Origin of the sequence: Pseudomonas sp. GD04058 (assembly GCF_029836855.1) — a bacterium.
Taxonomy (GTDB): domain Bacteria; phylum Pseudomonadota; class Gammaproteobacteria; order Pseudomonadales; family Pseudomonadaceae; genus Aquipseudomonas; species Aquipseudomonas bharatica.
The window spans coordinates 1-25,512 of sequence record NZ_JAOECN010000007.1 but is presented as its reverse complement, the minus strand read 5'-3'; the positions used below and the strand labels follow the sequence as shown (position 1 = coordinate 25,512).

General features: G+C 63.3%; 20 protein-coding genes. 16 read left to right on the top strand and 4 right to left on the bottom strand.

Features of this window, described 5'->3' with window-relative positions; translation table 11 throughout:
* Positions 1-259 precede the first annotated feature (259 nt).
* The 5 genes from N7650_RS08255 to N7650_RS08235 all read left to right on the top strand — a co-directional run bounded on the left by N7650_RS08255 (position 260) and on the right by N7650_RS08235 (position 8,754).
* Positions 260-2,965 (top strand): LuxR C-terminal-related transcriptional regulator, encoded by a 2,706-nt coding sequence (locus N7650_RS08255; protein ID WP_009405876.1) that lies wholly within the window; start codon positions 260-262, stop codon positions 2,963-2,965.
* A 210-nt stretch (positions 2,966-3,175) separates the two neighbouring features.
* Positions 3,176-5,077, top strand: a complete 1,902-nt coding sequence (locus N7650_RS08250) for a sigma-54-dependent Fis family transcriptional regulator (RefSeq protein ID WP_279897801.1) — start codon at positions 3,176-3,178, stop codon at positions 5,075-5,077.
* Entirely contained in the window at positions 5,077-6,792 is a 1,716-nt protein-coding gene (locus N7650_RS08245; protein WP_279897799.1) for an ABC transporter ATP-binding protein, read from the top strand. The genes N7650_RS08250 and N7650_RS08245 overlap by 1 nt, the downstream gene beginning before the upstream one ends.
* Positions 6,785-7,450, top strand: a complete 666-nt coding sequence (locus tag N7650_RS08240) for a S8 family serine peptidase (protein WP_279897796.1) — start codon at positions 6,785-6,787, stop codon at positions 7,448-7,450. The genes N7650_RS08245 and N7650_RS08240 overlap by 8 nt, the downstream gene beginning before the upstream one ends.
* A complete protein-coding gene (locus N7650_RS08235; protein ID WP_279897795.1) occupies positions 7,447-8,754 on the top strand; it encodes an FAD-dependent monooxygenase in 1,308 nt (435 codons plus the stop codon). Before N7650_RS08240 ends, N7650_RS08235 begins: the two co-directional genes overlap by 4 nt.
* A gap of 197 nt (positions 8,755-8,951) precedes the next feature.
* Here N7650_RS08235 and N7650_RS08230 read toward each other — a convergent pair whose 3' ends face one another.
* On the bottom strand, positions 8,952-10,445 hold the full coding sequence (locus tag N7650_RS08230; protein WP_279897792.1) for an aldehyde dehydrogenase family protein: 1,494 nt from the start codon (positions 10,443-10,445) through the stop codon (positions 8,952-8,954).
* 398 nt (positions 10,446-10,843) lie between these two features.
* On the opposite strand from N7650_RS08230, the gene peaA reads away from it, so the two are divergent.
* The 7 genes from peaA to N7650_RS08195 all read left to right on the top strand — a co-directional run bounded on the left by peaA (position 10,844) and on the right by N7650_RS08195 (position 18,530).
* Positions 10,844-12,421 carry a quinohemoprotein amine dehydrogenase subunit alpha gene (gene peaA, locus N7650_RS08225; protein WP_279897791.1) on the top strand — a complete coding sequence of 526 codons (1,578 nt, stop codon included), beginning with the start codon at positions 10,844-10,846 and terminating at the stop codon, positions 12,419-12,421.
* A 45-nt stretch (positions 12,422-12,466) separates the two neighbouring features.
* Complete coding sequence (gene peaB / locus N7650_RS08220) at positions 12,467-13,897, top strand: quinohemoprotein amine dehydrogenase maturation protein (RefSeq protein WP_009405862.1); 1,431 nt, start codon at positions 12,467-12,469, stop codon at positions 13,895-13,897.
* Between the two features lies 1 nt (position 13,898).
* Positions 13,899-14,222 (top strand): quinohemoprotein amine dehydrogenase subunit gamma, encoded by a 324-nt coding sequence (gene qhpC / locus N7650_RS08215; RefSeq protein ID WP_009405860.1) that lies wholly within the window; start codon positions 13,899-13,901, stop codon positions 14,220-14,222.
* 32 nt (positions 14,223-14,254) lie between these two features.
* Positions 14,255-15,370 (top strand): quinohemoprotein amine dehydrogenase subunit beta, encoded by a 1,116-nt coding sequence (peaD, locus tag N7650_RS08210; protein ID WP_279897788.1) that lies wholly within the window; start codon positions 14,255-14,257, stop codon positions 15,368-15,370.
* 406 nt (positions 15,371-15,776) lie between these two features.
* Positions 15,777-17,384, top strand: coding sequence for a tetratricopeptide repeat-containing response regulator (locus N7650_RS08205; RefSeq protein WP_064303636.1), 1,608 nt, complete (start codon positions 15,777-15,779; stop codon positions 17,382-17,384).
* Positions 17,384-18,079, top strand: coding sequence for a HAMP domain-containing sensor histidine kinase (locus N7650_RS08200; RefSeq protein WP_037062070.1), 696 nt, complete (start codon positions 17,384-17,386; stop codon positions 18,077-18,079). The genes N7650_RS08205 and N7650_RS08200 overlap by 1 nt, the downstream gene beginning before the upstream one ends.
* Positions 18,080-18,188: 109 nt before the next feature.
* Positions 18,189-18,530: a hypothetical protein gene (locus N7650_RS08195; protein ID WP_279897786.1), complete on the top strand. Its 342-nt coding sequence runs from the start codon at positions 18,189-18,191 to the stop codon at positions 18,528-18,530.
* A gap of 99 nt (positions 18,531-18,629) precedes the next feature.
* Here the strand turns inward: N7650_RS08195 and N7650_RS08190 are convergent, their stop codons facing one another.
* Positions 18,630-18,965 carry a YceK/YidQ family lipoprotein gene (locus N7650_RS08190; protein ID WP_279897785.1) on the bottom strand — a complete coding sequence of 112 codons (336 nt, stop codon included), beginning with the start codon at positions 18,963-18,965 and terminating at the stop codon, positions 18,630-18,632.
* A gap of 1,162 nt (positions 18,966-20,127) precedes the next feature.
* Here N7650_RS08190 and N7650_RS08185 point away from each other — a divergent pair.
* On the top strand, positions 20,128-20,619 hold the full coding sequence (locus N7650_RS08185) for a GNAT family N-acetyltransferase (RefSeq protein ID WP_279897784.1): 492 nt from the start codon (positions 20,128-20,130) through the stop codon (positions 20,617-20,619).
* Between the two features lie 56 nt (positions 20,620-20,675).
* On the opposite strand, the gene N7650_RS08180 is transcribed toward N7650_RS08185, so the two are convergent.
* Positions 20,676-20,960, bottom strand: a complete 285-nt coding sequence (locus tag N7650_RS08180; RefSeq protein ID WP_009405842.1) for a DUF6555 family protein — start codon at positions 20,958-20,960, stop codon at positions 20,676-20,678.
* Positions 20,961-21,154: 194 nt separating this feature from the next.
* A complete protein-coding gene (locus tag N7650_RS08175) occupies positions 21,155-21,547 on the bottom strand; it encodes an NUDIX domain-containing protein (protein WP_009405840.1) in 393 nt (130 codons plus the stop codon).
* Between the two features lie 148 nt (positions 21,548-21,695).
* Between N7650_RS08175 and N7650_RS08170 the strand changes: the two genes are divergently transcribed.
* From N7650_RS08170 to N7650_RS08160, 3 genes are all read left to right on the top strand, one after another.
* Positions 21,696-22,580: a LysR family transcriptional regulator gene (locus N7650_RS08170; protein WP_009405838.1), complete on the top strand. Its 885-nt coding sequence runs from the start codon at positions 21,696-21,698 to the stop codon at positions 22,578-22,580.
* Between the two features lie 90 nt (positions 22,581-22,670).
* Complete coding sequence (locus tag N7650_RS08165) at positions 22,671-23,597, top strand: AEC family transporter (protein ID WP_279897781.1); 927 nt, start codon at positions 22,671-22,673, stop codon at positions 23,595-23,597.
* Positions 23,598-24,591: 994 nt separating this feature from the next.
* Positions 24,592-25,338: a replication initiation protein gene (locus N7650_RS08160; RefSeq protein ID WP_279897780.1), complete on the top strand. Its 747-nt coding sequence runs from the start codon at positions 24,592-24,594 to the stop codon at positions 25,336-25,338.
* The last annotated feature ends 174 nt before the right edge of the window (positions 25,339-25,512 follow it).

Sequence of the window (25,512 nt, the reverse complement as noted above, 5' to 3'; positions counted from 1 at the left end):
TGGGGCTCTCGGGCCTCATCGCTGGCAAGCCAGCTCCCACAGGACCTGTGGGAGCTGGCTTGCCAGCGATGAGGCCATCAGCAACACCCTCGATCCTCCCTGCAAGGCAATCATCCCTTGCCCCCCATCAATGTCATTCCTGTTGCTTCTTGTTGTAGTCTTTTTTGGCTTACCTGCTGCAATCGCCTTCAAATGTGCCGGGTAAACCGCTAGTCTCCGGCAATCCCTGTCGCCGAGACTTCCAACAAACGAGCCGGCCATGACCGATCTGTCCAGCACGCAAGGATTCCCCGGCCAGACCGTATCTGCGCTGGAGGGGCGTTTCTACCGGCCGCCGCTGCCTGAAGGGCATGTGCCGCGGGCACGCCTGTGCCAGCGACTGCAGGCCGGCCTTGGCGGCCGCCTGTTGTTGGTCAATGCGCCGGCCGGCTTCGGTAAAAGCTCCCTCGCGGTGGAGTTCTGCCAAAGCCTGCCCACGCAGTGGCGCAGCCTGTGGCTGGGCCTGAGCAAGCGCGATGCCGATCCCGGCCGTTTCCTCGAGCGCCTGCTCGAAGGCCTTCAGCAGCACTGCCCGAGCCTGGGCGCCCAGGCGCTCGGCCTGCTGAAGATGCGTCAGCGGCATCAGCCCTTCGCCTTCGAAGAGTGGCTCGACGGGCTGCTGGACGAGCTGGCCGTCCATCTGCAAAACGCTGCGCCGATCCTGCTGGTCCTCGACGACTATCACCTGGCGCAGGGCCCCGTGCTCGATCGCTGCCTGCAGTTTTTCCTCAATCACTTGCCGCCGGGCCTGGTCCTGCTGGTCACCAGTCGCCTGCGTCCGGACTGGCACCTGGCACGCCTGCGCCTGTCGCGCCAGTTGCTGGAACTGACCGAGCAGGACCTGCGCCTGACCCCCGACGAATCCTTCGCCGTGCTCGGCCAGCATCCAACCCTGCTGCGCGGCCAGGCCCTGGACAACCTGGTGCAGCGCAGCGACGGCTGGGTCGCCGGCCTGCGTTTCTGGCTGCTGGCGGCCAACGAGTCGGGGACCGACAACCATCTGCCCCAGGCGCTGCACGGCGGCGAAGGGCTGATCCGCGATTACCTGCTGGAAGAAGTCATCGACTGCCTGCCACCCGAGGTCCAGGCCTTCCTCAACGACACCGCCTGCCAGGACCGTTTCTGCGCCGACCTTTGCGACGCCCTGCGGGAAAGCCATGACAGCAGCGAGATCCTGCGTTTCCTGCAGTCGCACCAGGTGTTCCTGGTGCCGCTGGACGAGCATGGCTACTGGTTCCGCTATCACCATCTGTTCTCCGACCTGCTGCGCACCCGCCAGGCCAGCCTGCCGCTGTCGAGCCTGCACCTGCGCGCCTGCCGCTGGTTCCACAGCCAGGGCCTGCTCGACGAAGCGGTGGAACAGGCCCTGCGGGCCGGGCACCTGGACGTGGCCGCCAACCTGGTGCAGAACCTTTCCGAAGAGCAACTGCTGGCCGAGCAGAACGTGGGCATGCTCCTGCGCTGGAAGATGGACCTGCCCGACAGCCTGCTCATCAGCACCCCGCGGCTGATCGTCCTGTACAGTTGGGCCCTGGGCCTGGCCTGCCAACTGGATGCCGCCGAAGAGCTGGCCAGCCACCTGAGTCGTTTCCTTCCGGCGCCGTCGGCCACGGCGCAGAAATCCATGCTCGCCCAATGGCTGGCCCTGAGCGGGATCATCGCCCGCGGTCGCGGTGACCGCGAGCGCACGCGGTCCTACTGCGAGCAGGCCCTGCAGAGTCTGCCGCACAAGCGCTACGGGCAGCGCCTGATGTGCCTGTCGACATTGTCCAATCTGGCCATCGCCGAAGCCGATTTCTGGCGTGCCCGCGGCTGGAACCGCGAAGCCCTGGAGCTGGCGCAACGGGTCGGCAACCCGCTGTTCGAAGCGCTGGCCCATTACGACCGCGCTCGCGTCCTGCATGCGCGGGGCGAAGTACTGCGGGCAATGGACGAGGTGAGCCAGGGCCTGCAGCGGCTGCGTGGCCTTTCTTCCCAGCGGTTGTACGCGGTGCGTGCGCGGTTGATGCTCTACGAAGGCTACCTGCTGATCGGACGCCTGCAGCCGGAGGCCGGTCGCAGCCGCCTGCGCGCCGGGCTGATCGAGGCCCGGGCCTGTCGCGACATCAGCGTGCTCATCGGCCATTGCGCCCTGGCGACCCTCGATGGTCGCGAAGGGCGCTTCGCCGAGGCCTTCGCCGAACTGGCCGAGGCCGAACGGTTGATGCACATCTGGGACGTGCCGCCGATCTTCTACCTGGCGATGATCACCCTGGTGAAATGCGAGCTGTGGCTGGCTCAAGGGCGCAACGATCTCGCCGAGTCCTGGTTGCTGCGCCTGAGCCAGACCTATGGCGGCCAGCAAGCCGCAGCGGCGCCGGAATTCCACCCGCTGTTGCCGTTGCATATCGAGTTACAGCAGGCCTTGCTCGAACAGGCCCAGGGCCGGAGCGCCCAGGCCGGGCAGCGGTTGCAGGCCCTGGTCAATCGTGGGCAGGCCAGTGGCGGGCAACTGCTTTGCGTGACCGCTTTGTGCCAGCAGGTCGGCCTGTTGTTGGCACAGGGCGATCAGGTGGAGGCGCGCGAGCGCTTGCTGCAGGCATTCGAAGCAGCGCGGGGCGGGGCGTTGCAACCCTTCCAGCGCCTGCTTGCCGGGCATCCGCAGTGGCTGCGCGAGCAGCTTCAGGCCCAGCCGGCGGGGCCGGTCCAGGCCAGCCTGCTGGGATTGCTGCCCAACCAGGAAAGCGCCGGAGCCGACACCCTGAGCGCGCGCGAAAGGTCGGTCCTCAAGTTGATTGCCCAGGGTTGTTCCAACCAGGAAATCAGCGAGCAACTGTTCATCTCGCTGCATACGGTGAAAACCCATGCCAGCCATATCAACAGCAAGCTCGGAGTCGAACGGCGCACCCAGGCCGTGGCCCGGGCCAAGGCGCTGGGGCTTTTGTAACGGGGTTATACTCGTACTTTTGTGGTGGCCCAATCGCTGGCAAGCCAGCTCCCACAGGTACAGCGCTGCTCGTAAGAACAGTGCTAACCCTGTGGGAGCTGGCTTGCCAGCGATTGGGCCATCAGCAACACCACAAGCCCTCAAGGAAGTGTTACCCGCCTGATCTGGCGCAGGTCTTGCTTGTATCGGATATCCGACCCGGAGCCGCCGATGAGCACAATAAAAACCGCCCCGACCTCGAACCCGCGTCTTGCCAGGGAACGCCTGTCGATCGAGGGCCGCTTGCCCGACGGTTTTCTTCGGGCCGAAATCGATGCCTCCTGGCGTCGCAGCCTCGGTCATGGGGTTACCGGTAACGCCGGGCAGGAAGTCGCCCTGACTTCGGCCGCCAGCCTCGACCTGCTGCTGGCCAACAACCGCCCGCTGCTGGACGCCGCTACCGCCGAACTGGACTATCTCGGCGCACGGCAGGGCCAGGACAGCCTGGTGATCCTCGCCAACGCCGACGCCACCATCCTCACCATCCAGGGCGAGTCCGCCGTGCTCAAGCAGCGCGGCCTCGGCGATATCGCACCCGGCACCTGCTGGAGCGAGGCGGCCCGCGGTACCAATGCCCTGGGCACCGCGCTGGTGGAAGCGCGCACGGTACAGATCGATTGCGGCGAGCATTTCCTCGAGCGCCTCAGCGACTTTTCCTGCACCTCGGTGCCCATCCATTGCCCGCAAGGGGAATTACTGGGCGTGCTCGACCTGACCCGCCAAGGCCCCCTCGGCCGCTTGCCGGATCGCACCGCGCTACTGGCCCTGGCGGTGATGCAGATCGAGAGCCGCCTGTTCATGAACAGCTTCCCGGAGCAGATCGTCCTGGCGTTCCACAATCGCCGGCAGTACCTCGATTCCTGCTGGCAGGGCCTGCTTGCGGTCAGCCTCGACGGACGTATCCTTGCCGTCAGCAACCAGGCCTGCCAATTGCTGCGCAGCGACCGCGCCGGCCTGGTCGGACAATGCTGCGACAGCCTGTTGGGCCTGCGCATCGAGCAGTGGCTGGCGCGCCTGCAGCAGGGGCAGTGCGACAGTGTCGAAACCGCCAAGGGCGCCTTCCACTACAAGACCCTGCACGTGCCGCAGCGCCCGCTGGCGCTGTCGGTACCGGCGACGGCCCGGCGCAATGCCCCGGCATCCACCACGCCGTCCCTGGAAGTTCTTGGCGCTGGCAACGCTCGCTTCGCCCGCGCCCTGCGCATGGCCTGCCAGGGCCTGGCCAACGATCTGCCGGTGGTGCTGCTGGGCGAGACCGGCAGCGGCAAGGAAGTGGTCGCCCGCGCCCTGCATCAGGAAAGCGCCCGTGCCGGCAAGCCCTTCATCGCGGTGAACTGCGCGGCGATTCCCGAGGGGCTGATCGAGTCGGAACTGTTCGGTTACCGCGAAGGCGCCTTCACCGGCTCGCGCCGCGGCGGAATGGTCGGGCGCCTGCAACAGGCCCATGGCGGCACCCTGTTCCTCGATGAGGTCGGCGATATGCCCCTGGCCCTCCAGGCCCGACTGCTGCGGGTGTTGCAGGAGCGCAAGGTGGCACCGCTGGGCGCGGCCCAGGAGCAGGACCTGGACATCGCCCTGATCTGCGCCACCCACCGCGACCTCAAGCGCCAGGTCCAGGACCAGCATTTCCGCGAAGACCTCTACTACCGCATCAACGGCATCAGCGTGAATTTGCCGGCGCTGCGCGAGCGAGACGACCTGCCGGCGTTGATCGACAGCCTGCTGTCCCGCCTCGGCGGGCAGGGCGTGGGCCTGTCCGACGAGCTGGCGCAGTTGCTCCACGGCTATCACTGGCCGGGCAATATCCGGCAACTGGAAATGAGCCTGCGCCTGCTGCTGGCCATGCGCGAGGCGGGTGAGCAGGTGCTTGGTCTCGATCATGTCCCCGACAACCTGCTCGACGAACTGCGTGGCGGCGAACGACCGGCCAGGCACGAGAGCCTGCGCGATAATCAGCTCGAGCTGATCCGCCAGGCCCTCGATCGTCACCACGGCAACGCCACGGCCGCCGCGACTGCCCTGGGCATCAGCCGCGCCACGCTGTATCGCAAGCTCAAGCAGATGAATCCGTGATGCAACGCCTGCTCAGCCGTCTGATCGACCATCAGGACCGGCCCGCCCTGCAGGATGCACTCCACTGGCTGTATGGATTCATTCGCCCCCATCGCCTGGCGATCCTTGGCCTGCTGGGCCTGTCGATGTGTGCCACGGCCGTGGTGCTGGTGCAGCCCTGGCTGACCAAGCTGCTGATTGACGACGGCCTGCTGGCGAAGGATTTCCCGAAGCTGGTGCTGATCGCCGGGGCGATGATCCTCGCCGGTATCCTCGGCACCCTGTTGTCAGGGCTCAACCGCTACCTGCATACCCGCCTCTCGGGGCGCATCCTGTTTGCCCTGCGCGATGAACTGTATCGCCACCTGCAGCGTCTCTCGCCGGGCTTCTTCGCCCAGCGCCGCCTGGGCGACCTGATGTCGCGGCTGGATGGCGATGTGGCGGAGATCCAGCGCTTTGCCGTGGACTCGCTGTTTTCCGCCGTGTCCAGCGTGCTTGGACTGGTCTGTGCCCTGGGCATGCTGCTGATGCTGTCGTGGAAACTGTCGCTGCTGGCCTTGCTCCTGATTCCGCTGGACGTGCTCTGGCTGCGCTGGATGCGGCGCAAGGTCGAGCGCGAGGTGCGGCAGTTGCGCGAGCGCTCGGCGGACGTCTCGTCGTTCCTGGTGGAGACCCTGCCGGCGATGAAGTTCATCCAGTCCGCCGGGCAGCAGCAGCGTGAGGCGCGCCGGCTCGATGGCCTGGGCCAGGGCTACATGAGCCAACTGCTGCGCCTGCAGGTCACCGAGTTCTTCACCCAGGCGGTGCCCGGAACCTTGACCTCGCTGTCCCGGGCCTGCGCATTCCTGGTGGGCGGTTACTGGGTGGTGCAGGGCACCTGGCAACTGGGTGCCCTGATTGCCTTTTCGACGTACCTGGGAATGGCGGTCGGCCCCGTGCAGAGCCTGCTTGGGCTGTATGTAGCGATGCAGCGCATGAGCGTCAGCCTCGGCCGGGTCATGGAGTTGCGCGGGGTGCTGCCGGAAGTGGAAAGCCCTGCCCAGGCCTGCCCGGTGCCCGGCCGTGGAGATCTGCAATTGCGCGGAGTGTGCTTCGCCCATTCGGGGCGGCCGCCACTGTTGCAGAACGTCGAGGTCAATATTCCCCATGGCTGCAAGGTCGCCTTGAGCGGCATGTCCGGTGCCGGCAAATCGACCCTGATCGACCTGTTGCAACGTTTCCATGATCCCCAGTCCGGCCGGATCCTGCTGGGCGGCACGGACCTGAGAGATTTCGATCTGCATGACCTGCGTCGGTGCGTGGCGGTGGTCAGCCAGGATATCGTGCTGTTCCGCGGCAGCCTGGCCGACAACATCGCCTACAGTGTTCCGCATGCCAGTCGCGAAGCCGTTGCCGAAGTGGCCCGGCTGGCGCGACTGGACAGCCTGGTCGCCAGCTTGCCGCAGGGCCTGGACAGCCCGCTGGGCGAGCGCGGGCAACAGCTTTCCGGTGGTCAGAAACAACGTATCGCCATTGCCCGGGCATTGCTCCAGAATCCCCTGCTGCTGGTACTGGACGAAGCCACCTCACAAGTCGATGAAGACACGGAGCGCGAAGTGATAGCCGCAATAGACCAACTCTTTTCTGACCGCACACGGATCCTGGTCAGCCATCGCCCCTCGACCCTGGCCAATGCCGATCTGCACCTGGTCCTGCACGACGGCCAGTTGCGCGCACGGGAGGCCGGGCATGTCTGAGGTGCGCATTGGCGTGGTGGACAGCGGCGCGCCCCTGGCGCGGGTGGCCGAGTCGCGGCGCTTCCAGTTGGCGGCTGTCGGCGTCAGCGAGCAGCCGGTTCGCGACGATGCCCTGGGCCATGGCAGCGCGGTGGTCGAGCTGATCGCTGCCGGGGCTGGCGACATGCCGATCCATGTCGCCCAGGTCTTCGACGAGCGCGGTGTTACCAGTGCCTTGCAGGTCGCTGCCGGAATCGAATGGCTGGTGATGCGCGGTGTGCGCCTGATCAATCTCAGCCTTGGCCTGCGCGAGGACCGCCCGGCCCTGCGCGAGGCCTGCGAGGCAGCGCAGAATGCCGGCGTGCTGATCTGCGCTTCGACGCCTGCGCAGGGGGCGCCGGTCTATCCCGCTGCCTATCCCGGCGTGCTGCGCATTACCGGCGATGCCCGTTGCCAGCGCGACGAGTGGAGCTGGCTGGACACGCCCCAGGCTGATTTCGGCGCCTGCGTGCGGGCCAAGGAAAGCCCGCTGTCCGGCGCCAGTTTCGGTTGTGCGGCGCTCACCGGGCATATCGCCGCCTTCCTGCGTGACCAGCCCCATGCAAGCAATGCCCTGGTCATGGCCTGGCTGCTGCACAACGCTCATTACCGTGGTCGTGAATATCGAGGACGTGCTTGAAATCCATTGTCGTATTAGGTGCCGGCCCGGCGGGCGCGGCGGTTGCCCTTGGTCTCAAGCGGCTTGGCCATGATGTCAGCGTGGTCAGTGAATGGCGGCGTTTTGCGGCGCTCGAGGGCGTCTCGCAAAGAGTGCTGGAGGCGTTGCGTGGCGTCGGTCTGACTCAGGCGCTGGCGGTGGCGGGCGAGCCGTCGCGGCGCCATTCGCGCTGGAACAGCGAGGCGCAGAACCGCAATGTCGAATTCCTGCTGGATCGTCCGCGCTTCGATCAGGGGTTGCGGGACGACCTGCATGCCGCTGGTATCGCCGTGATCGAAGCGCGGGTGCTGGGTGTCCGGCAGGAGGCGGGGCGCAGCCTGATCGAGCTTGAGGGTGCGCCTTCGCTGGTCGCTGATTTTCATGTCGAAGCCCGTGGCCGCCAGGCCCCGCAGCACGACAGATCTCATGGGCGTGCCGCCCGTGGCCCGGAGACCCTGAGCCTGCTCAATCGCTGGCAAGGCCCGCCCGGCAAAAGCGCCAGTGCGGTGGAAAGCCAGCCTGATGGGTGGATGTGGATGGCCCGGCAGGCGGATGGCCGGTGCTACTGGCAATGGACCCTGGATGTCAGTGCCACGCCGTTGCCGGAGAAGGCGGCGCTGCTGGATTTCTGTCGAGAGCGGCGCTGGGAATCTGTGTTGGCCCGGGCGTTCTTCGACAACGACCAGGAGCAGGATCTTGAGCTGCATGCCCGCAGCAGTACGGCGATCCTCACGCCCGTGTGTGGCGGGGAGAACTGGTTGCGGGTGGGGGATGCGGCAATGGCGGTGGATCCGCTGTCGGGCAACGGCATCTTCCAGTCGCTGTCCTCGGCGCTGCAGGCGCCGACGGTGATCAACACCCTGCTGGTTCATCCCGAGCGGCGTGAGCTGGCGTTGCGGTTCCACCAGCAACGGGTCGAGCACCTGTTCTGGCGCTTCGCCCGGCTGGGGCGGGATTTCTATCTGGAGGAACGGCGCTGGGCGCAGGAGCCGTTCTGGCAGGTGCGTCGGCAATGGCCGGATGGCGAGCCGGTGCATGCCGAGGCGTGTTTCGATGACCTGCGGGTCGAGCAGGCGCCGGTGTTGCGGGATGGGTTTGTCGATCTTGCCCAGGTAGTGATCAGCCCGGACCAGCCGTTGGGGATCTGGCATTTGAACGGGGTGGAGCTGGCGCCGTTGGTGAGTCGCTTGCACAGCGAGCCGGCAGACCAGGTATTGGCCCATCTGAGCCCGGAACAACAGCGATACCTGCGCAGCTGGCTCCTGAGCCAGGGCTACCGCCCCTGAGAGCACCCCGCCCCCTGTGGGAGCTGGCTTGCCAGCGATGAGGCCGGCAAGGGCAATGATGTTGCCAGGTCGGGCCTGATCGCTGGCAAGCCAGCTCCCACAGGTCCGTGTCCGCTTGAATGGATCAGGTACCAGACCACCCTTGCATGTGATGATCAGCCCCGATCAGCCACCGGGCATCTGGTACCTGAATTTGCTTAAAGCTTGATCAATACCGACTTCAGCTCGGTGTAATGCTCGATCGCCGCGGCGCCCATCTCACGGCCGACGCCCGACATCTTGTAGCCGCCAAACGGCAGCGCCGGGTCCAGGGCGCTGTGGCAGTTGACCCAGACCGAGCCCGACTTGATTCGCGGAATCATGCGGTGCACCGCGCCCAGGTCGTTCGACCAGATACTTGCCCCCAGCCCATAGGGACTATCGTTCGCCAACCGCAGCGCCTCGGCCTCGTCATCGAACGGCATGGCCACCAGCACCGGCCCGAAGATTTCCTCCTGTACCAGTGGGTGCTTCTGGTCCACATCGACGATCACCGTCGGCTTGACGAAATACCCCGGGCCGAACTGCTCGCCGCCACAGGCAATGGTGGCGCCGCTGCTACGCCCTTGCTCGATGTAGTCGAACACGCGTTTCTGCTGGCGCGCGGAAATCAGCGGGCCCATCTGCACGCTCGGATCAAGGCCGTTGCCCAGTTTCATGCCGTTGGCGATCCCGGCGATGTCCGCGACTACATTGTCGAAGTGCTTGCGGTGTACATACAGGCGCGAGCCGGCGCAGCACACCTGGCCCTGGTTGAAGAAGATCGCCGTGGCGGCGCCGGCGGCAGCGCTGGCGAGGTCGGCGTCGGGCATGACGATGGTCGGCGATTTGCCGCCCAGTTCCAGGGTGACCCGGGTCATGTTGTCCATGGCGATGCGGCCGATGTGCTGGCCGACGGCGGTCGAGCCGGTGAAGGTCAGCTTGTCCACGCGCGGGTCGCGGGTCAGGGCATCGCCGGCAATGGCCCCGGTGCCGGTGACCACGTTGAACACCCCGGCCGGGTATCCCGCTTCCAGCACCAGTTCGGCCAGTTTCAGGGCGCTGAGCGGGGTTTCGTCGGCCGGCTTGAGGACTACGGTGCAGCCGGTGGCCAAGGCCGGGCCAAGCTTCCAGCATGCCAGCAGAAGCGGGAAGTTCCAGGCGACGATGGCGCCCACCACGCCTACCGCTTCACGCCGCACGAAGCCGTGGAATTCATCGTTCGGCATCAGTGGCATGGAGACATCGACCGTATGCCCCTCGACCTTGGTCGCCCAGCCGGCCATGTAGCGCAGGAAGTCGATGGACAACTGCACGTCCATGGCCCGTGCCACCACCGCGCTCTTGCCATTGTTCAGGCATTCGAGCTGGGCGAGGATCTCGGCGTCGCGCTCCATCAGGTCGGCCAGCTTCCACAGCAGGTTCTGCCGTTCGCGGGGGCGGCTACGGCTCCAGGCCGAATCGTCGAAGGCCTGGCGCGCCGCACCCACCGCCCTGGCCACGTCGGCCGCGGTCGCTGCCGGCACCTGGCACAGCACGTCACCGTTTGCCGGGTTGCGCAAGGTCAGGCGTTCGCCGTTCGCGGCCTCGGCCCAATCGGCGCCGATCAGCATGGTGGGCGCGCGCCGGACGAAAGCCTCGACGGCCGGGTGCAAAGGGGCAGTGGTGGACATGGCAAACCTCGTTCTTGTGAGTGATTGCCAGGGCCATCGCAACCGCTGTGCCAAGCCTGCCGATGTCGGCGCCAGCCCACGCAATCCAAGGCCGGATCACTGGCGCGGCAACGTCATGTCTGATGCCGGCAGTCGCAAAATGCGACAGCGGGCGAGACAGTCCCAGCGCTGTGAGACAGCTGTCTCACGTCGTCTCGTTCGTCGCGAAAAGTAGCGCAGGGCCCGCCATTCATGGCCTGCAAGCCGCGTAAAACGGCGCTTCCGGCTCTTGGCACACAATATGTATCGAGCCCTGCAAGCGGCTCTTCGGTGCGCGCTCTGCCGCTGTACGGCCGACGGAAGAGACCTATAAGAAGTGTACGAACAATAAGAAGAACCCCGTGGGAGGTCAGTCATCGATGAAGAGAACACTCAGGTTCGCCAGCGCCGGTGGCCTGCTGGCAGTGGCCGTCGGCCTTGCCGTGCAGCCGCAGGTCAGTGAGGCCCGCGAGGGCAAGCAGATTCTTATGGAGACCTGCCAGGGCTGCCACCTTCCCGAAGGTAACGACGCCCTGAGCCGCATCAGCCACCAGCGCAAGACGCCGGAAGGCTGGCTGATGACCATCGGCCGCATGCAGACCATGCACCAGTTGCAGATCAGCGACGATGACCGTCGCACCCTGGTCAAGTACCTCGCCGACACCCAGGGCCTGGCTCCCAGCGAGACCGACGGCGTGCGCTACGCCCTCGAGCGTCGGTTGAACACCGTCGAGAACATCGAGGAACCCACCCAGCAGATGTGTGCCCGCTGCCACTCCGGCGCGCGGATCGCCCTGCAGCGGCGACCGGCCCAGGAATGGGAGCGCCTGGTGCATTTCCACCTCGGCCAGTGGCCGTCGCTGGAGTACCAGGCACTGTCCCGCGACCGCGACTGGTTCGAGCTGGCGAAGAAGGACATGGTCCCGCTGCTGGCGCAGAAGTATCCCTTCGACAGCAAGGCCTGGAGCGACTGGCAGAAGTCCATGCCGAAGTCCGCGTCCTTGGCCGGCGACTGGAGCTTCAGCGGCCATCTGCCGGGCAGGGGGGAGCTGAACGGGGTGATGAAGGTCACCGCCGAGGACGGCGATCGCTTCAAGGTCAGCCTCGACGGGCAGTACGCCGATGGCAAACCGTTCAAGGGCGAGGGCTCGGCGGTGCTGTACAGCGGCTATGAATGGCGCGGCACGGTGGACGTGGATGGCGTGAGCATGCGCCAGGTGCTCGCCGCTAACAACGGCCAGCTCAGCGGCCGCATGTTCGACAAGGCCCATGACGAACGCGGCCTCGATTTCACCGCCGCGCAGCAGGGCAGTGCGCGTTTGCTGGCGGTACAGCCGGGCTATGTGAAGGCCGGCGGCGAAAGCGAACTGACCCTGGTCGGCAGCGGCCTGAGCGGCACGCCGTCGTTCGGCAAGGGCGTCGAAGTGGTCGAGGTGCTGGAGAACACGCCGCAGCGTATCCGCGTGAAAGTGAAAACCGCCGCCGATGCCGCCAGTGGTCTGCAGGAGGTGTCCGTCGGCACGCTCGGCGGCCAGCAACTGGCCGTGTATCGCGAGATCGCCGAAGTGAAGGTGGTGCCGGCCTTCTCGGTCGCCCGGGTAGGCGACAACGGCGGCTCGACGCCGAAGGTGCAGGGGCGCTTCGACGCCGAGGCCTGGGGCCAGGGCGCCGATGGCAAGGCCTACCGCATCGGCGTGTTCCCGGCCAAATGGAAGGTTGAGCCGTTCGACGAGCGTGCCCGCGAGGACGAGGACGTCAGGTTCGCCGGCGTGATGCAGGCCGATACCGGCGTGTTCACCCCGGGTGATGCCGGGCCGAACCCGGCGCGCAAGATGTCCACCAACAACGCCGGCAACCTCAAGGTGATCGCTGCAGTGGACGATGCCGGCACCGCGCGTACCGGCGAGGGCCAGATGATCGTGACCATCCAGCGCTGGAACAACCCGCCTATCCCTTGATGAGCGGATCGACCGGACCACATTCGAGTTTTCGAGGAGGTTGTGATGGGTGCCATCCTGAATCTGGTAGAACGCAATCTGCATGAAGTGCGGGTCGACGATGCCCGCATGCTGTTCCATATCCCCAGCAGCTCGCTGTTCGCCAGCGATGCCCTGACCGGGGAAATCATCGACAGCCTGCGCGGCGCCGGCTGTTCCAGCGAAGCGCTGGTGCAGCGCCTGGCCGAGCGCTTCGATGGTGACGAAGTCAACGAGGTGCTGCGCGAGCTGATCGCCCTGGAGCTGGTCAGCGATGGCTCGCCGCTGACCCCGGAAATTTCCGCCAGGCGGGTCGAGCGCACGGCGCTGAACACCGTGGTGCTCAACGTCAACACCGGCTGCAACCTGAGCTGCACCTATTGCTACAAGGAAGACCTGGACAAACCGTCGGCCGGCAAGCGCATGGACGTCGAGACCGCCGTGGCCTCGGTGGAAATGCTGCTCAAGGAGTCGCCGGACGAGCCGGTCTATACCGTGGTGTTCTTCGGCGGCGAGCCGCTGAGCAACCGCAAGCTGATCGAGTACATGGTCGACTACTGCGAGCGGCGTTTCGCCGAGGCGGGCAAGCGCGTGGAGTTCGTCATGACCACCAACGCCACCCTGCTCACCGAGGAGATCGTCGACTACCTCAATGCCCACCGCTTCGGTTTGTCGGTGAGCATCGACGGGCCGAAGACCGTGCACGACCGCAACCGCATCACCGTGGGCGGGCAGGGCACCTATGACGTGGTGCGGCGCAAGGCCGACATGCTGCTGTCGCGCTACGACAGCCGTCCGGTAGGCGCGCGGGTGACCCTGACCACCGGGGTCACCGATATCGAGACCATCTGGAATCACCTGTTCAACGAAATGGGTTTCGCCGAGGTGGGCTTCGCGCCGGTGACATCCGGCGATATCAGTGCCTACAACCTCACCGGTGAGGAGCTGGTGCAAGTCTTCGCCAACATGAAGGCCCTCGGTCGGCGCTATCTGGAGGCGGCGCTGGAGCATCGCAATATCGGCTTCTCCAACCTGCACCAGTTGCTCACCGATATCCACGAGGGCCACAAGAAGGCGCTGCCGTGCGGCGCCGGCTTGAAGATGCTGGCGGTGGACCACAAGGGCGAGCTGAACCTCTGCCACCGGTTCACCGGCTCCAGCCTGCCGACCTTCGGCAACGTGCACAGCGGGGTGAAGCAGGTCGAGCTCAACGACTTCCTGTCACAGCGCCTGGACCGCACAAACACCGGTTGCGACAGCTGCCGCATCCGCAACCTGTGTTCCGGCGGCTGCTACCACGAGAGTTATGCCCGCTATGGCGACCCGACTCATCCGACCTATCACTACTGCGAACTGATGCGCGACTGGGTGGACTTCGGCATCGAAGTCTACAGCCGGATCATGGCCGAGAACCCGGCCTTCATCACTCGCTACATCACTGCGCGCAAGGTGCACTGACATGAAACATCTCAAGCCGATCAACAACAAAGCCCTCAAGCTGGACCAGGCCGCCGAGGAGAACCGCATCGAGGAAGTGGTGGCGATGAACTCGGTCGCCGGCTGCGCCTCGACCACCGACCCGGGCTGGGAAATCGACGCCTTTGGTGGTGTCTCGTCGCTGTGCCAGCCGATGGAGTCGGACCTGTATGGCTGCTCCGACCCTTGCTGGTGGCCGGCCCAGGTGCCGGACATGATGAGCACCTTCCCCGACTGGAACAAGGACGCGCAGTCCTCCGGTGATGGCTGGCGCAACCTCGGGACCGTGTTCCCGGACGACAAATGAGCCCCCAGGCGAACAAGAAGAGGGATAACCGCATGCTCCAGATTGCAACCCGCGGCCTGGCCGCCCTGGTGGCGCTCGGCGCCGGTACGGCGATGGCCGCCGACGAAGGCAAGGCCCTGAATGCCGGCCACGAGTACATGGTGGTCACCAACTACCCGAACAACCTGCACGTCATCGACCTGAACAGCGAGAAGCTTTACAAAACCTGCGCCATGCCCGACGCCTTCGGCCCGGGTTCGGTGCAGCTGTCCCCGGACAAGCGCATCGCCTACGTGCTCAACAACCACTATGCCGATATCTACGGCGTCGAGCTGGACAACTGCAAGCAGGTGTTCCATGCCAGCATCACCCAGTTGCCGGGCGAGAAGGCACGGTCGATGTTCTCCTTCACCGTCAGCCACGACGGCAAGGAGATCTACACCGTGGCCAATCCCACGAAGATTTTCAGCGACCACTACGAAGTGCAGGCGCCGCGTCTCGACATCTACGCCACCGATGACGGGTTGAACGCCAAGCCGCTGCGCAGCTTCCCGGCCCCGCGCCAACTGACCATCATGCAAAGTGGCGACGACGGCGCCCTTTACGTGGCCGGGCCGGATATCTACAAGGTGGACGTGAAGACCGGCAAGTTCGATGTGCTGGTCCCCAGCCGGCACTGGAAGCGCCCCGGCTACAGTGCGCCGGACGTGCTCTACGTGTGGAACCAGCAGACCTACCGGCATGACTTCTCGCTGCTCTACACCACGGCGAAATTCACCGACAACAAGCAGGATCCGGCCACGGCGGAGAACCTCTACGGCTTCTTCAACATCGATCTCAAGACCGGCAAGACCCAGACCGTCGACTTCGGCCCGCTGACGGAAATCTACTTCAGCGGCATGCGCTCGCCGAAGGATCCCAACGTGGTGTATGGCGTGCTCAACCGGCTGGCGAAGTACGACATCAAAGCGAAGAAACTGGTCAAGGCGGCGGCGCTGGACCACTCGTACTACTGCATTTCGCTGAACAAGGCGGGGAGCAAGGTGTACCTGGCGGGGACGTACAACGATGTGGCGATCTTCGATGCGGACAGTTTGAAGCCGCTGGGCAAGATCAAGCTGCCTGGGGGGGATATGGCGATTACTACGGCGCAGGTGTTCGTCAGGTAATCCTGCTTCGTTGTTGAGGGCCTCATCGCTGGCAAGCCAGCTCCCACAGGTATTGCGCTGCTCTCAGGAACGGCAGTGAACCTGAGGGAGCAACTGTTTTGCTCAATTTCTAAAAGCTGGCGCGATCCCTGTGGGGGCTTGCCAGCGATGGGGCCCTTAAGCGCACCCCCCGCGGCCGGAAGTCTGGACTTCAATAGTGGCAATTAGCTATTGTTGCCTGGCATCACCTCCCGGCCCTCGTTTCACCTCCGTCGACGCCCTGGCGTTCGCCGGCTCAAGCAAATGTCGCGTGCTGCCGATAGCGTTACGACGATCGGCGGCGACGATTTCGTCCTGGTTTCCTCCAGGCGCCTGTCCTTGTGTGTGTTCGTGTGCGTTTCATTCAATTCCAAGACAGGTTTTGCGGATGTTGGTCTACAGCCAGAAAAGTTTTCTCATCGTCGATGACTTCACCGATTTCCGTACTTCGCTGCGCTCGATGCTGCGCGAGATGGGGATCAAGGACGTCGACACCGCCGAGAGCGGCGAGACGGCGATCCGCATGTGCGGGCAGAAGCGCTACGACTTCATCCTCCACGACTTCCACATGGGCGACGGCCGCAAGAACGGCCAGCAGGTGCTCGAAGACCTCATGCTCGACAAGCTGATCAGCCACGAAGCGATCTTCGTCATGATCACTGCTGAAAGCAGCCAGGCCGTGGTCCTCAGTGCACTGGAACACGAACCCGATGCCTACCTGACCAAGCCGTTCAACCGTGTCGGCCTGACCCAGCGCCTGGACAAGCTGGTGCAGCGCAAGACCCTGCTCAAGCCCATCCTCCAGGCGCTCGACCGTGGCAACCCGGCGCAAGTGCTGGTGGCCTGCGAGCAACTGTGCCGCCAGGATCCGCGCTTCGCCCCGCTGTGCCTGCGCTACCGCGCCGACGCCATGGCCGCGCTGAACCGGCATGAAGAACTGGAGCGCTTCCTCAAGGCCATCCTCGCCAATCGCCCGACCCCCTGGGCCTATTCGGCACTGGGCAAGCTGCTGTTCAAGCGCGGCCAGACCAGCCAGGCCAAGGACGTCTACGAGCAGGCGATCAAGGCTTTCTCGATGATGCCCGGGCTGTACGACGGCCTGGCCGAGGTGCTGGTCGCCCTGGGTGAAAGCCGTCGTGCCCAGCATGTGCTGGAGGATGCGGTGCGTCTGTCGCCATTGGCGGTGAAACGGCAGATGCTGCTGGGTAAGCTGGCCCTGGCCAATGCCGACTTTGACGGTGCATCGCGGGCCTATCGGCAGGCGGTGAGCCAGGGCCAGAATTCGCGTTTCAAGGACCCGGAAAGCAACCTCGGGCTGGCCCAGGCGCTGATCCAGAAAAACACCGGCAATGGCCTGGACGCGCGCACCCGGGTCGAGATCAACCAGGTGCTAGGCGACGTCGCCAAGGAGTACGCCGAAGACCAGGGCCTGCAGGTGCGTGCCCGGCTGATCAAGGCCACCGGCGTGGCCCAGGCCGGCGATGCCGAGACGGCGGCCAAGCTCACCGAAGCGGCCCTGGCGCGTCTGGAAACCATGGACCAGTTCTTCTCGGCCGAGGCCGCCCTGGCCGTTGCCGCACAGCTCAAGCAACTGGGCCAGGAAGATGCCGGCAAGACCATCCTGAAGAACTGCGTCGAGGTCTACGGTGACGACAATGCGGTCATGCAGAACATCGCCAAGCTTACCGACGACCCGGCCATCCTGAGGGCCGGCAACGAGGCGGTCGATCTCAATCGCCAGGGCGTGCGCAGCTACCAGGCCGGGCAGTTGAACGAAGCGCTGGAGCAGTTCCGCAAGGCATTGAAGCTGCAACCGAAGAACATCAGCATCGCCCTCAACACCGCCCAGGCCCTGCTGCGTATCGGCGGGGAAAGTCCGGCGGCGGCGCTGCTGCAGGAGTGTCGCGATTGCCTGGCCAAGGTGGCCGGCATTCCCGATACCGATCCGCGCTATGAGCGCTACCGCAAACTGCGCATTCGCGCTGTGGGGTCATGATGTCCAGGGACAAGGAATCGGGGCTGGATTTTTCCACGGTGATCGCCTCCACCGTGCACGACATGAAGAACTCGCTGGCCATGCTCATGCAGGCCCATAGCCAATGGCTCTCGCGCCTGCCGGACAGCCACCAGCAGGGGCCCGAGCAGGTGGTGATCGAGCACGAGTTCGTTCACCTGAACGGCATGCTGGTACAGCTGCTGGGCCTGTACAAGCTCGGCATCAACCAACTGCCGATGCTGCCGGATTACCACGAACTCGACGACTTCATCGGCGGGCTGCTGGCCGGTTACCAGGAGATCCTCCACAGCCGCGACATCGTTGCCCGCTACGAAATCGACGAGGCCACCCCCCTCGGCTTCTTCGATCGCGAGCTGGTGGGGTCGGTGATTTCCAACATCATCAACAACGCCATTCGCTATGCAGGGCACGCATTGCTGGTCACCGTGCGCGAGGAAAACGAGGCGCTGGTGATCAGCGTCAACGACGACGGCGCGGGTTTCCCGGCGGCGATGATCGCCCAGCAGCACGAGTATGTGCAGGGCATCGAGCACAGTACGGCGAGTACCGGGCTGGGGTTGTATTTCGCTGCGAGAATCGCTGCGCTGCACGCGCGCAACGGCGTGCCGGGGCGGATCGAGATTGCCAATGGCGGGGCCTTGGGTGGTGGATTGTTCAGGCTGTATCTGCCCTAGGCTTTCGGGTTAATGACTTCCGACAATTGACAGCCTGTTCGCACGGGACGAGCGTGGTCCCGTGCGAGGTGAGCGGTGCACATCGATTTTCTTTACGGGAGAAGCCGATATGAACCGTTCCAACTCCGTTTCTTCGATCACCCTGGGCGCAGCACTGCTGGGCGGGGTGGCGATGTCGATAAATGCCCTGGCGGCCGATGCCTGTCATGAACAGTGGATCAAGTCTTCCGCCTATAAGACGTGCCACAAGCTGATGTCGGTAGAGGGGCCCAAGGGCGTGTGCACCCTGACTGTTTCCTGTGACGAAGCCGACGGGGTTCCGGGGGATGACGAAAGCTCGATCTGGACGCTGGACAGCGTGCCGAAGCTGACCAACAGCAATGGGCACCTGACGGGCGGGGTGGTGCCGCAGGCCGCAGCTCCGGCGCCGAAGGTTTTGCTTGATCAATAGGTGCGGGTGGCGGCTGTATGTGGGTTGACAGACCGAGGGTAGAGAAGCCCGGCGTGCACGAATGCACCCCTCGCATACAGCCGCCATGAAGCTTGCGACCTAACGATGCAACTCGATATTCCCGTCTTCCACCTGGCGATAGATCGTGTACGGCAATGCCAGGGTGTCCAGCGCACCGGACAAGGCGATATCCACTATGGTGAAGGGAATCGCGGCAGGTGAGCCCGGCGCGTCGGTGGAATAGTTCGGCTCGCCGTTGAGAATGCAGAAGTTGTACACCGCACCGCTGTAGACCCGTGGCAGGGAGGCGCAGTGGGTGCGCCATTCGCGGAGGTTCTTTGCCGTTACCTGGTCGCCACGGACCACCGTGTTGAAGGTGCCGCAGCCGGTCAAGGTCAGGGCGAGGAGTAAGAGGAATGGCTTGCTGAAATTCATGAGGGCTGCTCCTTGGCGAATACCGGTATTTAATCGCAAGGGCCGGGGGGGGGCTATCAGCTGCCGGCGAGGGAACGGTAGGAGGGAAATGATACCGCGGTAGGCCGGGGACTACTTCTGTCAGTACCGGCCTCATCGCTGGCAAGCCAGCTCCCGCAGTGGGGGCCGGCCTTGCCGGCGATGAGGCCGGCAGCGGTAACCTCAATCCTCAGGCTTCAACCCGAAGCCTGCATTAGCGAAATCCCGCTCGCCATCGACTCGGCCAGCGCCTGCGATGGCCTGTCAAAGCCGGTCGCCAGACATCAGCGACGGCAGCAAGACTAGGCAGCGTTTCCCCGGCATGCAACGGCAAACAAGCGGCGGAACTATGCTTGGGAAATTGCCTACCAGAAAGTCAGAATCAGCTGAAGTTCGTCGCCCTTTATGACCGAACTTCCCACTTACTGATTAGTCGTATTTGAGCATTGACGCGGTCGAACTCCTGTCGGAACTTGACCCCTGTGCGAGGTGAGCGGTGCACAGTCAGCTTTCTCATCAGGAGTCGCCACCGTGGCTAGATCATGTTCACCTGCACTTTTGAAATGTTTTTTCGCGTTGTGCCTGCCGGCGTTTGTCTCTGCTGCATCACTCCAAAGCGATGAGGCCTGCGATGCCCAGTGGAAGGCGTCTTCGGCCCAGGAATCCTGTGGGTCTGCGTTCACCTGGCAATACGAGACGGGGTCGTGCGAAATCAATGTCACATGCAGGAATTGGTACGGCAAAGAAACCAAAAATCTCATTCATAGAAAGCTCGACAGCGTGTCGAAGTTGGTCAACAACGAAGGTGTCCTGCAGGGCGGAACGGAATCCGTGCCGCCCAAACAACCGCTACTGACACCGCCAAAGCCGACCTTCCCCCACATACCTCAGTCGGCTGGTAGCTAATAGGCGCTCACGTCACGCGTAAAGAAGGCTCATATTTCTTGACGCCTGACCAACGCCATCCCCACCCTACCCAGCGCGGTAAGCAACCGCAGTGAACGAGTGAGGGGGGGGGGGCGCAGTTGGGCAAAACTGGTGAAAACGCTCTGCAATCTGTATGGCCAGTGCATAGTGGGATCTGTATCTAACGCTTTGCCGGGGTGGGGCCCAGAATCGACGCTCCGACCAAGGTATGAGTGTGATGACTGAAATTCCCGGTGATATCGATTTCGTGCCCTTCACCGTTCGCCGGTTGCTGCCGGAAGACAGTGAGCAGATTTGCATGCATCGCGAGGCGATGTTCCTTGAGGCCGGCGGTGATCCGGCGACCTTGCGGGTGATGACCGAGCACTTCCGCCCCTGGCTGCTGCCGCGCCTGGAAGACGGGCGTTATTACGGGTTCGCCGTGGTCGATGGTGGCACGGTAGCCGCGGCGATCGGCCTGATGAGCATCGACTGGCCACCGCATCCGGCGCATCCGCAGGGGGATCAGCGTGGGTATGTGTTGAATGTATATGTCGAGCCGGCGTATCGGCGGCGGGGTTTGGCTTCGAAATTGATGAAACTGGGCGAGGCGGAGTTCACGCGACGCGGGCTGGGGTTTGCGGTGTTGCATGCTACCGAGGTGGGGCGGCCGGTTTATGAGGGGCTGGGGTGGGAGAAGACGGCGGAAATGGCCAAGGTTCTCGGGTGAGTTTCAGCGCGTCATCGCTGGCTTGCCAGCGATGACGCCCGAGAGACAACACTGAATCACTCAGACCCGGCAAACTTCCCCACATCCACCGGCATCGGCTTGAATTCCGGGCCCTGGCCGGATACCCGCCAGCGCACATTGGTGATCCCATAGCGCTCGGCCATCGGCCGGCTGACCTTTTTGATTTTCTGCTGCCCGAAGCGGGGAATCACGCCGACGCCGGCATCGCAACTGGCCCAGTGCCAGGCCTCGGCGTTGTTCATGTTTTCCAGGCGAATGATAAAGGTGCGTGGCTGCCCCTGAAGTTCATAATCGATCACGTACAACTGTTGTCCCGCCATTGGTGGAATCCCTCCGTTTTCTTGCCGGCCGTCGACGCAGCCGTGATGCGCCGAGGCATCGGATGTGAGGGACAGTTGCGAATGCCGTGCCCGATCCTGGACATGCATTTGACCCAGCAAACATTGGAAGGGGCAGGACGCACGCGGTGCATTTTGCATGAACGGCCCTCGCCGGGCCGTGCAAAACGCGCGGTTCAGCTGGCGCACAGGGCCGGGAGTTGACGCATCATCAGCGCTGCGGCGTTGGGGGTGAGCAGCTTGCCGTTCAGCTGTTCGCGACGTACCCATTTGCAGGCGACGATTTCGTTGTCTGCCACCGCTTCGGTGTAGTCGTCGAACTGGGTGGTGAATACGTGGTGGACGATATTGCCCACTTCCACCGAACATAATTGCAACAGGCCCAGGCTGCGCAATTTCGTCTCTTCCTTCAGTTCCCGGGCTGCCGCCTGGATCGGCTGCTCACCGGCCTCCACGGTACCGCCTGGGAAGTTCCATTTGCCGCCTTTCTTGCGCACGAGCAGTACCTTGCCGCTACGCAGGCAAATGATGGTGGCTCTGGCTTTGTATCTGCGGCTTTTTCCTGACATCGGGGCAATCCTGTAAATCGGTGTTCTTTTGCGGGAGACTTGTGTACTTCCGGTCAGGTTCAATTAAACGTAGTTGAATTCGGAAGCATCTGGCGTGCCAGCCAGATGTGCTGTCAGACCATTCATCATTTCCTACGGACCCCGGCCCATGTCCCTGCGTGCCCTGCGAACCTTGGTCGCCATTGCCCAGCACGGCTCGTTCGCCCGTGCTGCCGAGGCGGTGCACCTCACCCAGTCGGCGGTGAGCCTGCATATTCGCGGGCTGGAAGAGGAGTTCAACGCGCCGCTGTTCGACCGTTCGCGGCGCCTGCCGGTGCTGACCGAAGCCGGATACCTGGCGCTGGAGCGGGCGCGGGAGATCCTGGCGCTCTACGACGGCATCGCCGCCGAGCTTGGCGAGGACAGCGAGCTGCGCGGGCGCTTGCGGGTGGGCGCTATCCATACGGCGCTGGCGGGTGTCCTGCCGGCGGCCCTGGCTGCGTTGAGCGCGGAGCATCCGCATGTGCGGGTCAACGTCCTGTCGGGAATGTCGGCAGAACTGGCTACCCGGGTCGAGGCGGGGGAGCTGGATGCGGCGGTCACCACCGAGCCGGTCAAGCCACATCCCTACGGCCTGGTGAGCACCGTGCTGTACGAGGAGGGGTTCTGGATCATCGCCCCGCAGCGGCTCGCCGATGCCGACTCGCGCAGCCTGTTGCAGGACCAGCCGTTCTTTCGCTTCGACCGTCGCGCCTGGGCCGGCCGCACCATCGAGCGTGAACTGCGGCGCATGCGTCTGCGGGTGCGCACCACCATGGAGCTGGATAGCCAGGAAGCGCTGATCCGCATGGTCGCTAGCGGCCTCGGGGTGTCCATCGTGCCGTCGTCGGAACGGGTGCTGGGGAAGATCGAGCAACTGACCTACCGCCCTTTCGGCGATCCACAACGCACCCGCAAGGTGGTCCTGATCGAGCGCGAGGACCGCCCGCGGGGCCGTCTGGCCGCGGCGCTGGCGCAGGCGATTCGCCGACAGGCCGCGCTGACCGATGAGTAAAACTTGAGGGTGGCTCGATAATTCATCGTTTTTAATCAAGCTACCGGGTCTTTATCGTGACGCTCATCTGTTGATCGTGCGGACCCTGCCATGACCCTTTCCCTGTTGCTGGCCCTTGTGCCCATTGCCCTGCTGATCGCACTGGGTACCTGGCTGCGCAGCAGCCATTTCCTGGCCGACAGTTTCTGGCCCCAGGCCGAGCGCCTCGGCTATTACGTCCTGTTGCCCGCGCTGTTCGTGCATGGCCTGGCCACGGCGAAACTGGAAGGCGTGCCGGTAGTGGGCATGGCCTTGGCACTGGTCTCCTCCACGGTACTGGTGGCGTTGCTGCTGGTGCTCTCGCGCCGCTGTTTCGCCGTGAGCGACGCGGCGTTCACCTCGGTCTTCCAGGGCGGGGTGCGGTTCAATAACTACGTCGGCGTTTCGGCGGCGGCAGGCCTGTTCGGCGCCCAGGGCATTGCCCTGGCAGCGGTGGCGAATGCGGCGATCGTGCCCACCGTCAACGTCCTCTGCGTACTGGTGTTCGCCCGATACGGCTCGGCAGGGCGCATGAGCTGGAAAGGCGTGGCCCGGCAGATGGCCGTCAACCCGCTGTTGCTGGCCTGTGCGCTCGGGATCCTGTTGCACGCAACGGAGCTGGGCCTCCCGCCAGCAATCGAGCCGTTGCTGAAAGCCCTTGGCCAGGCCTCGCTGCCCTTGGGCCTGCTGTGCGTGGGCGCGGCGCTGGATCTCAAGGCGGCGCGCAGTTGGCTACGGCCGGTGGGCATGGCGTCGCTGGCGAAGTTCGTGGTGATGCCCATCGTGACCCTGGCCGCTTGCCATCTGTTCGGCCTCAGTGGCGAAGCAGCTATCGCGGCGCTGCTGTTCCAGGCGCTGCCCACCGCCTCGTCGTCCTACATCATGGCCCGGCAACTGGGTGGGGATGCGCCGCTGATGGCGGGGATCATTGCCGGGCAGACATTGCTGGCGGGTGTGGCCTTGCCTTTGGCGGTGAGCAGTTTATTGCCTTGGGTTTGAAGGTCTCCTTCAGGGCCCTCTCGTTGACAGGCCACCTCCCGCAGGGAACCGCGGGAATGGCTAGAATAGGCGATTCGCCTGAGAGGACGCTGTCATGAATCCCGCCCCATCTACGCTTATTCGCGAAACCTTCCCCGTCGGCCCGCTGCAGTGCAACTGCAAAATTTAGCGTCCTCATCTTAGCTGAAAATCCAGCCATTTAGGTCTGTATCCCTTTGTTTATTGGGGTTTGCTCGTTTAATGCGATAACCGTCGATCACGTTGAATCATCATGATTCACAGCCTAAGTGTGACAAAAGTGTGCCAAGGTGGTTGAGGTAATGACCGCCGATGATTAAGCTAGAGGTAATCGAACTGGCGGGGTCCGAAAATGGCCCTGGTCTCTAGGTGCTTGGCAGCTGGCCTGCAGGGTACTGATGATGAGTCGCAGGGTGCCTCGGTCCAGTGCCACCCACGCAAAAAGCGGATGTAGTGCGGGTGGAAGAAAGGATACCTCTTAGAGGTGGTCGCCTGACGACGCGAAGCTGCCAGCTTTGATGGGGCTGGATTCCAATCAGTGGAGCGCGGAGGAGAGCGAGAAGCAGATGAGGGCACAACCCCGCATCCGAATGGATCCCGTCTGATGTGCTGAGCCAGAAAGCCACAGACGGTCAATCATCGGTGCTGCCGCGAACCCATCCAATCCTGACCTAACGGTTGGGGGAGGATGTTGTCGTGTCTCTCGAAAAACTACTCACCGTTGATGACCTTGCGCTAATCCTTGATCGTGCCCCGGGTACGATTAAAAACCAGCACTCAAAAAATCCCTCCAAATTACCTCCTGTCTGTCGTATCCCTGGTGCTAAGCGTTTGCTGTGGCGTCGAGCGGATGTTGAGATTTGGCTGCAGCTGCATGTTGTTCGGCTCGACTTAATTGACTCTGATGGGCCTGTCACAAGAAGAAAACCTGGTCGGCCGCGGAAGTCTGAGCGAATGGCTCGTCAAGGAGGCACTTATGCGTAAGTGCCATACGATCACAAAGTCTAATAGCCTGATTAAAGCAAGCTATAGATTAACTCTCAATGAGTATCGCCTGGTCTTGGCTGCTATTAGCCAAATTGATCCGCGGAAGCCGTTGCCTCGTCCGATTCGGGTCTGCGCCCATGACTTTGCAGAGTTGTATGGTCTTCCTGTGAAACAAGCATATGAGGCGATTAAGGAAGCGTGTAATTCTCTGTATGAACAGGATGTAAAGACTTTTGATGGTCGATATAGAGACCGCTTTAGGTGGGTTGACAAAGTTTCTTATTTGGACGGTGGTGGTGAAGCAAAACTGTATTTTACAATTCATGTCGAGCCATATCTTGTTCACATGAATAAAGAGTTCACTGTCTATAAGTTAAGGCGTGTTGTGCTGTTAACTTCGGTGCATTCAATTAGGTTTTTTGAGCTGTTTCAACGGTTCAGGTCTACTGGGTTTTATACGGTGGGGGTTGATGAGCTAAAAGAGTATTTGAGACTCGGTTGTTCCTATGATAGGTACTCCAACTTAAAGGATAAGGTGATTGTTCCTGTAATACGTGAGCTTAGAGAAAAGTCCGCGCTTCATGTCAGTCTCCGCACTGAGAGAAAAGGGAGGTCAATCAAGCGACTTATTTTCACATTCAGGGATATTACGGATATTGCGGCAGATCCTGGCGGCCTGGAACGCCCCGATGCCGGGGGAAGATTTTTTGATAGTCAGCTGTTGGAGAATGGCTGATTCGGTAATGGGCGATTAGCGAAAATCCGGGTGTGGATAACACCCGGAATCTTTAGCTGTTTAGCCCGGAATCTTTAGTCAGTCACCCGGAACCTTTAGCGCTATGACCCGGAATTCTTAGCTGATAAGAATGTGTCAGGCCGCTTGGTTTCTGGTGTTCAGCGGGTCTAAAAA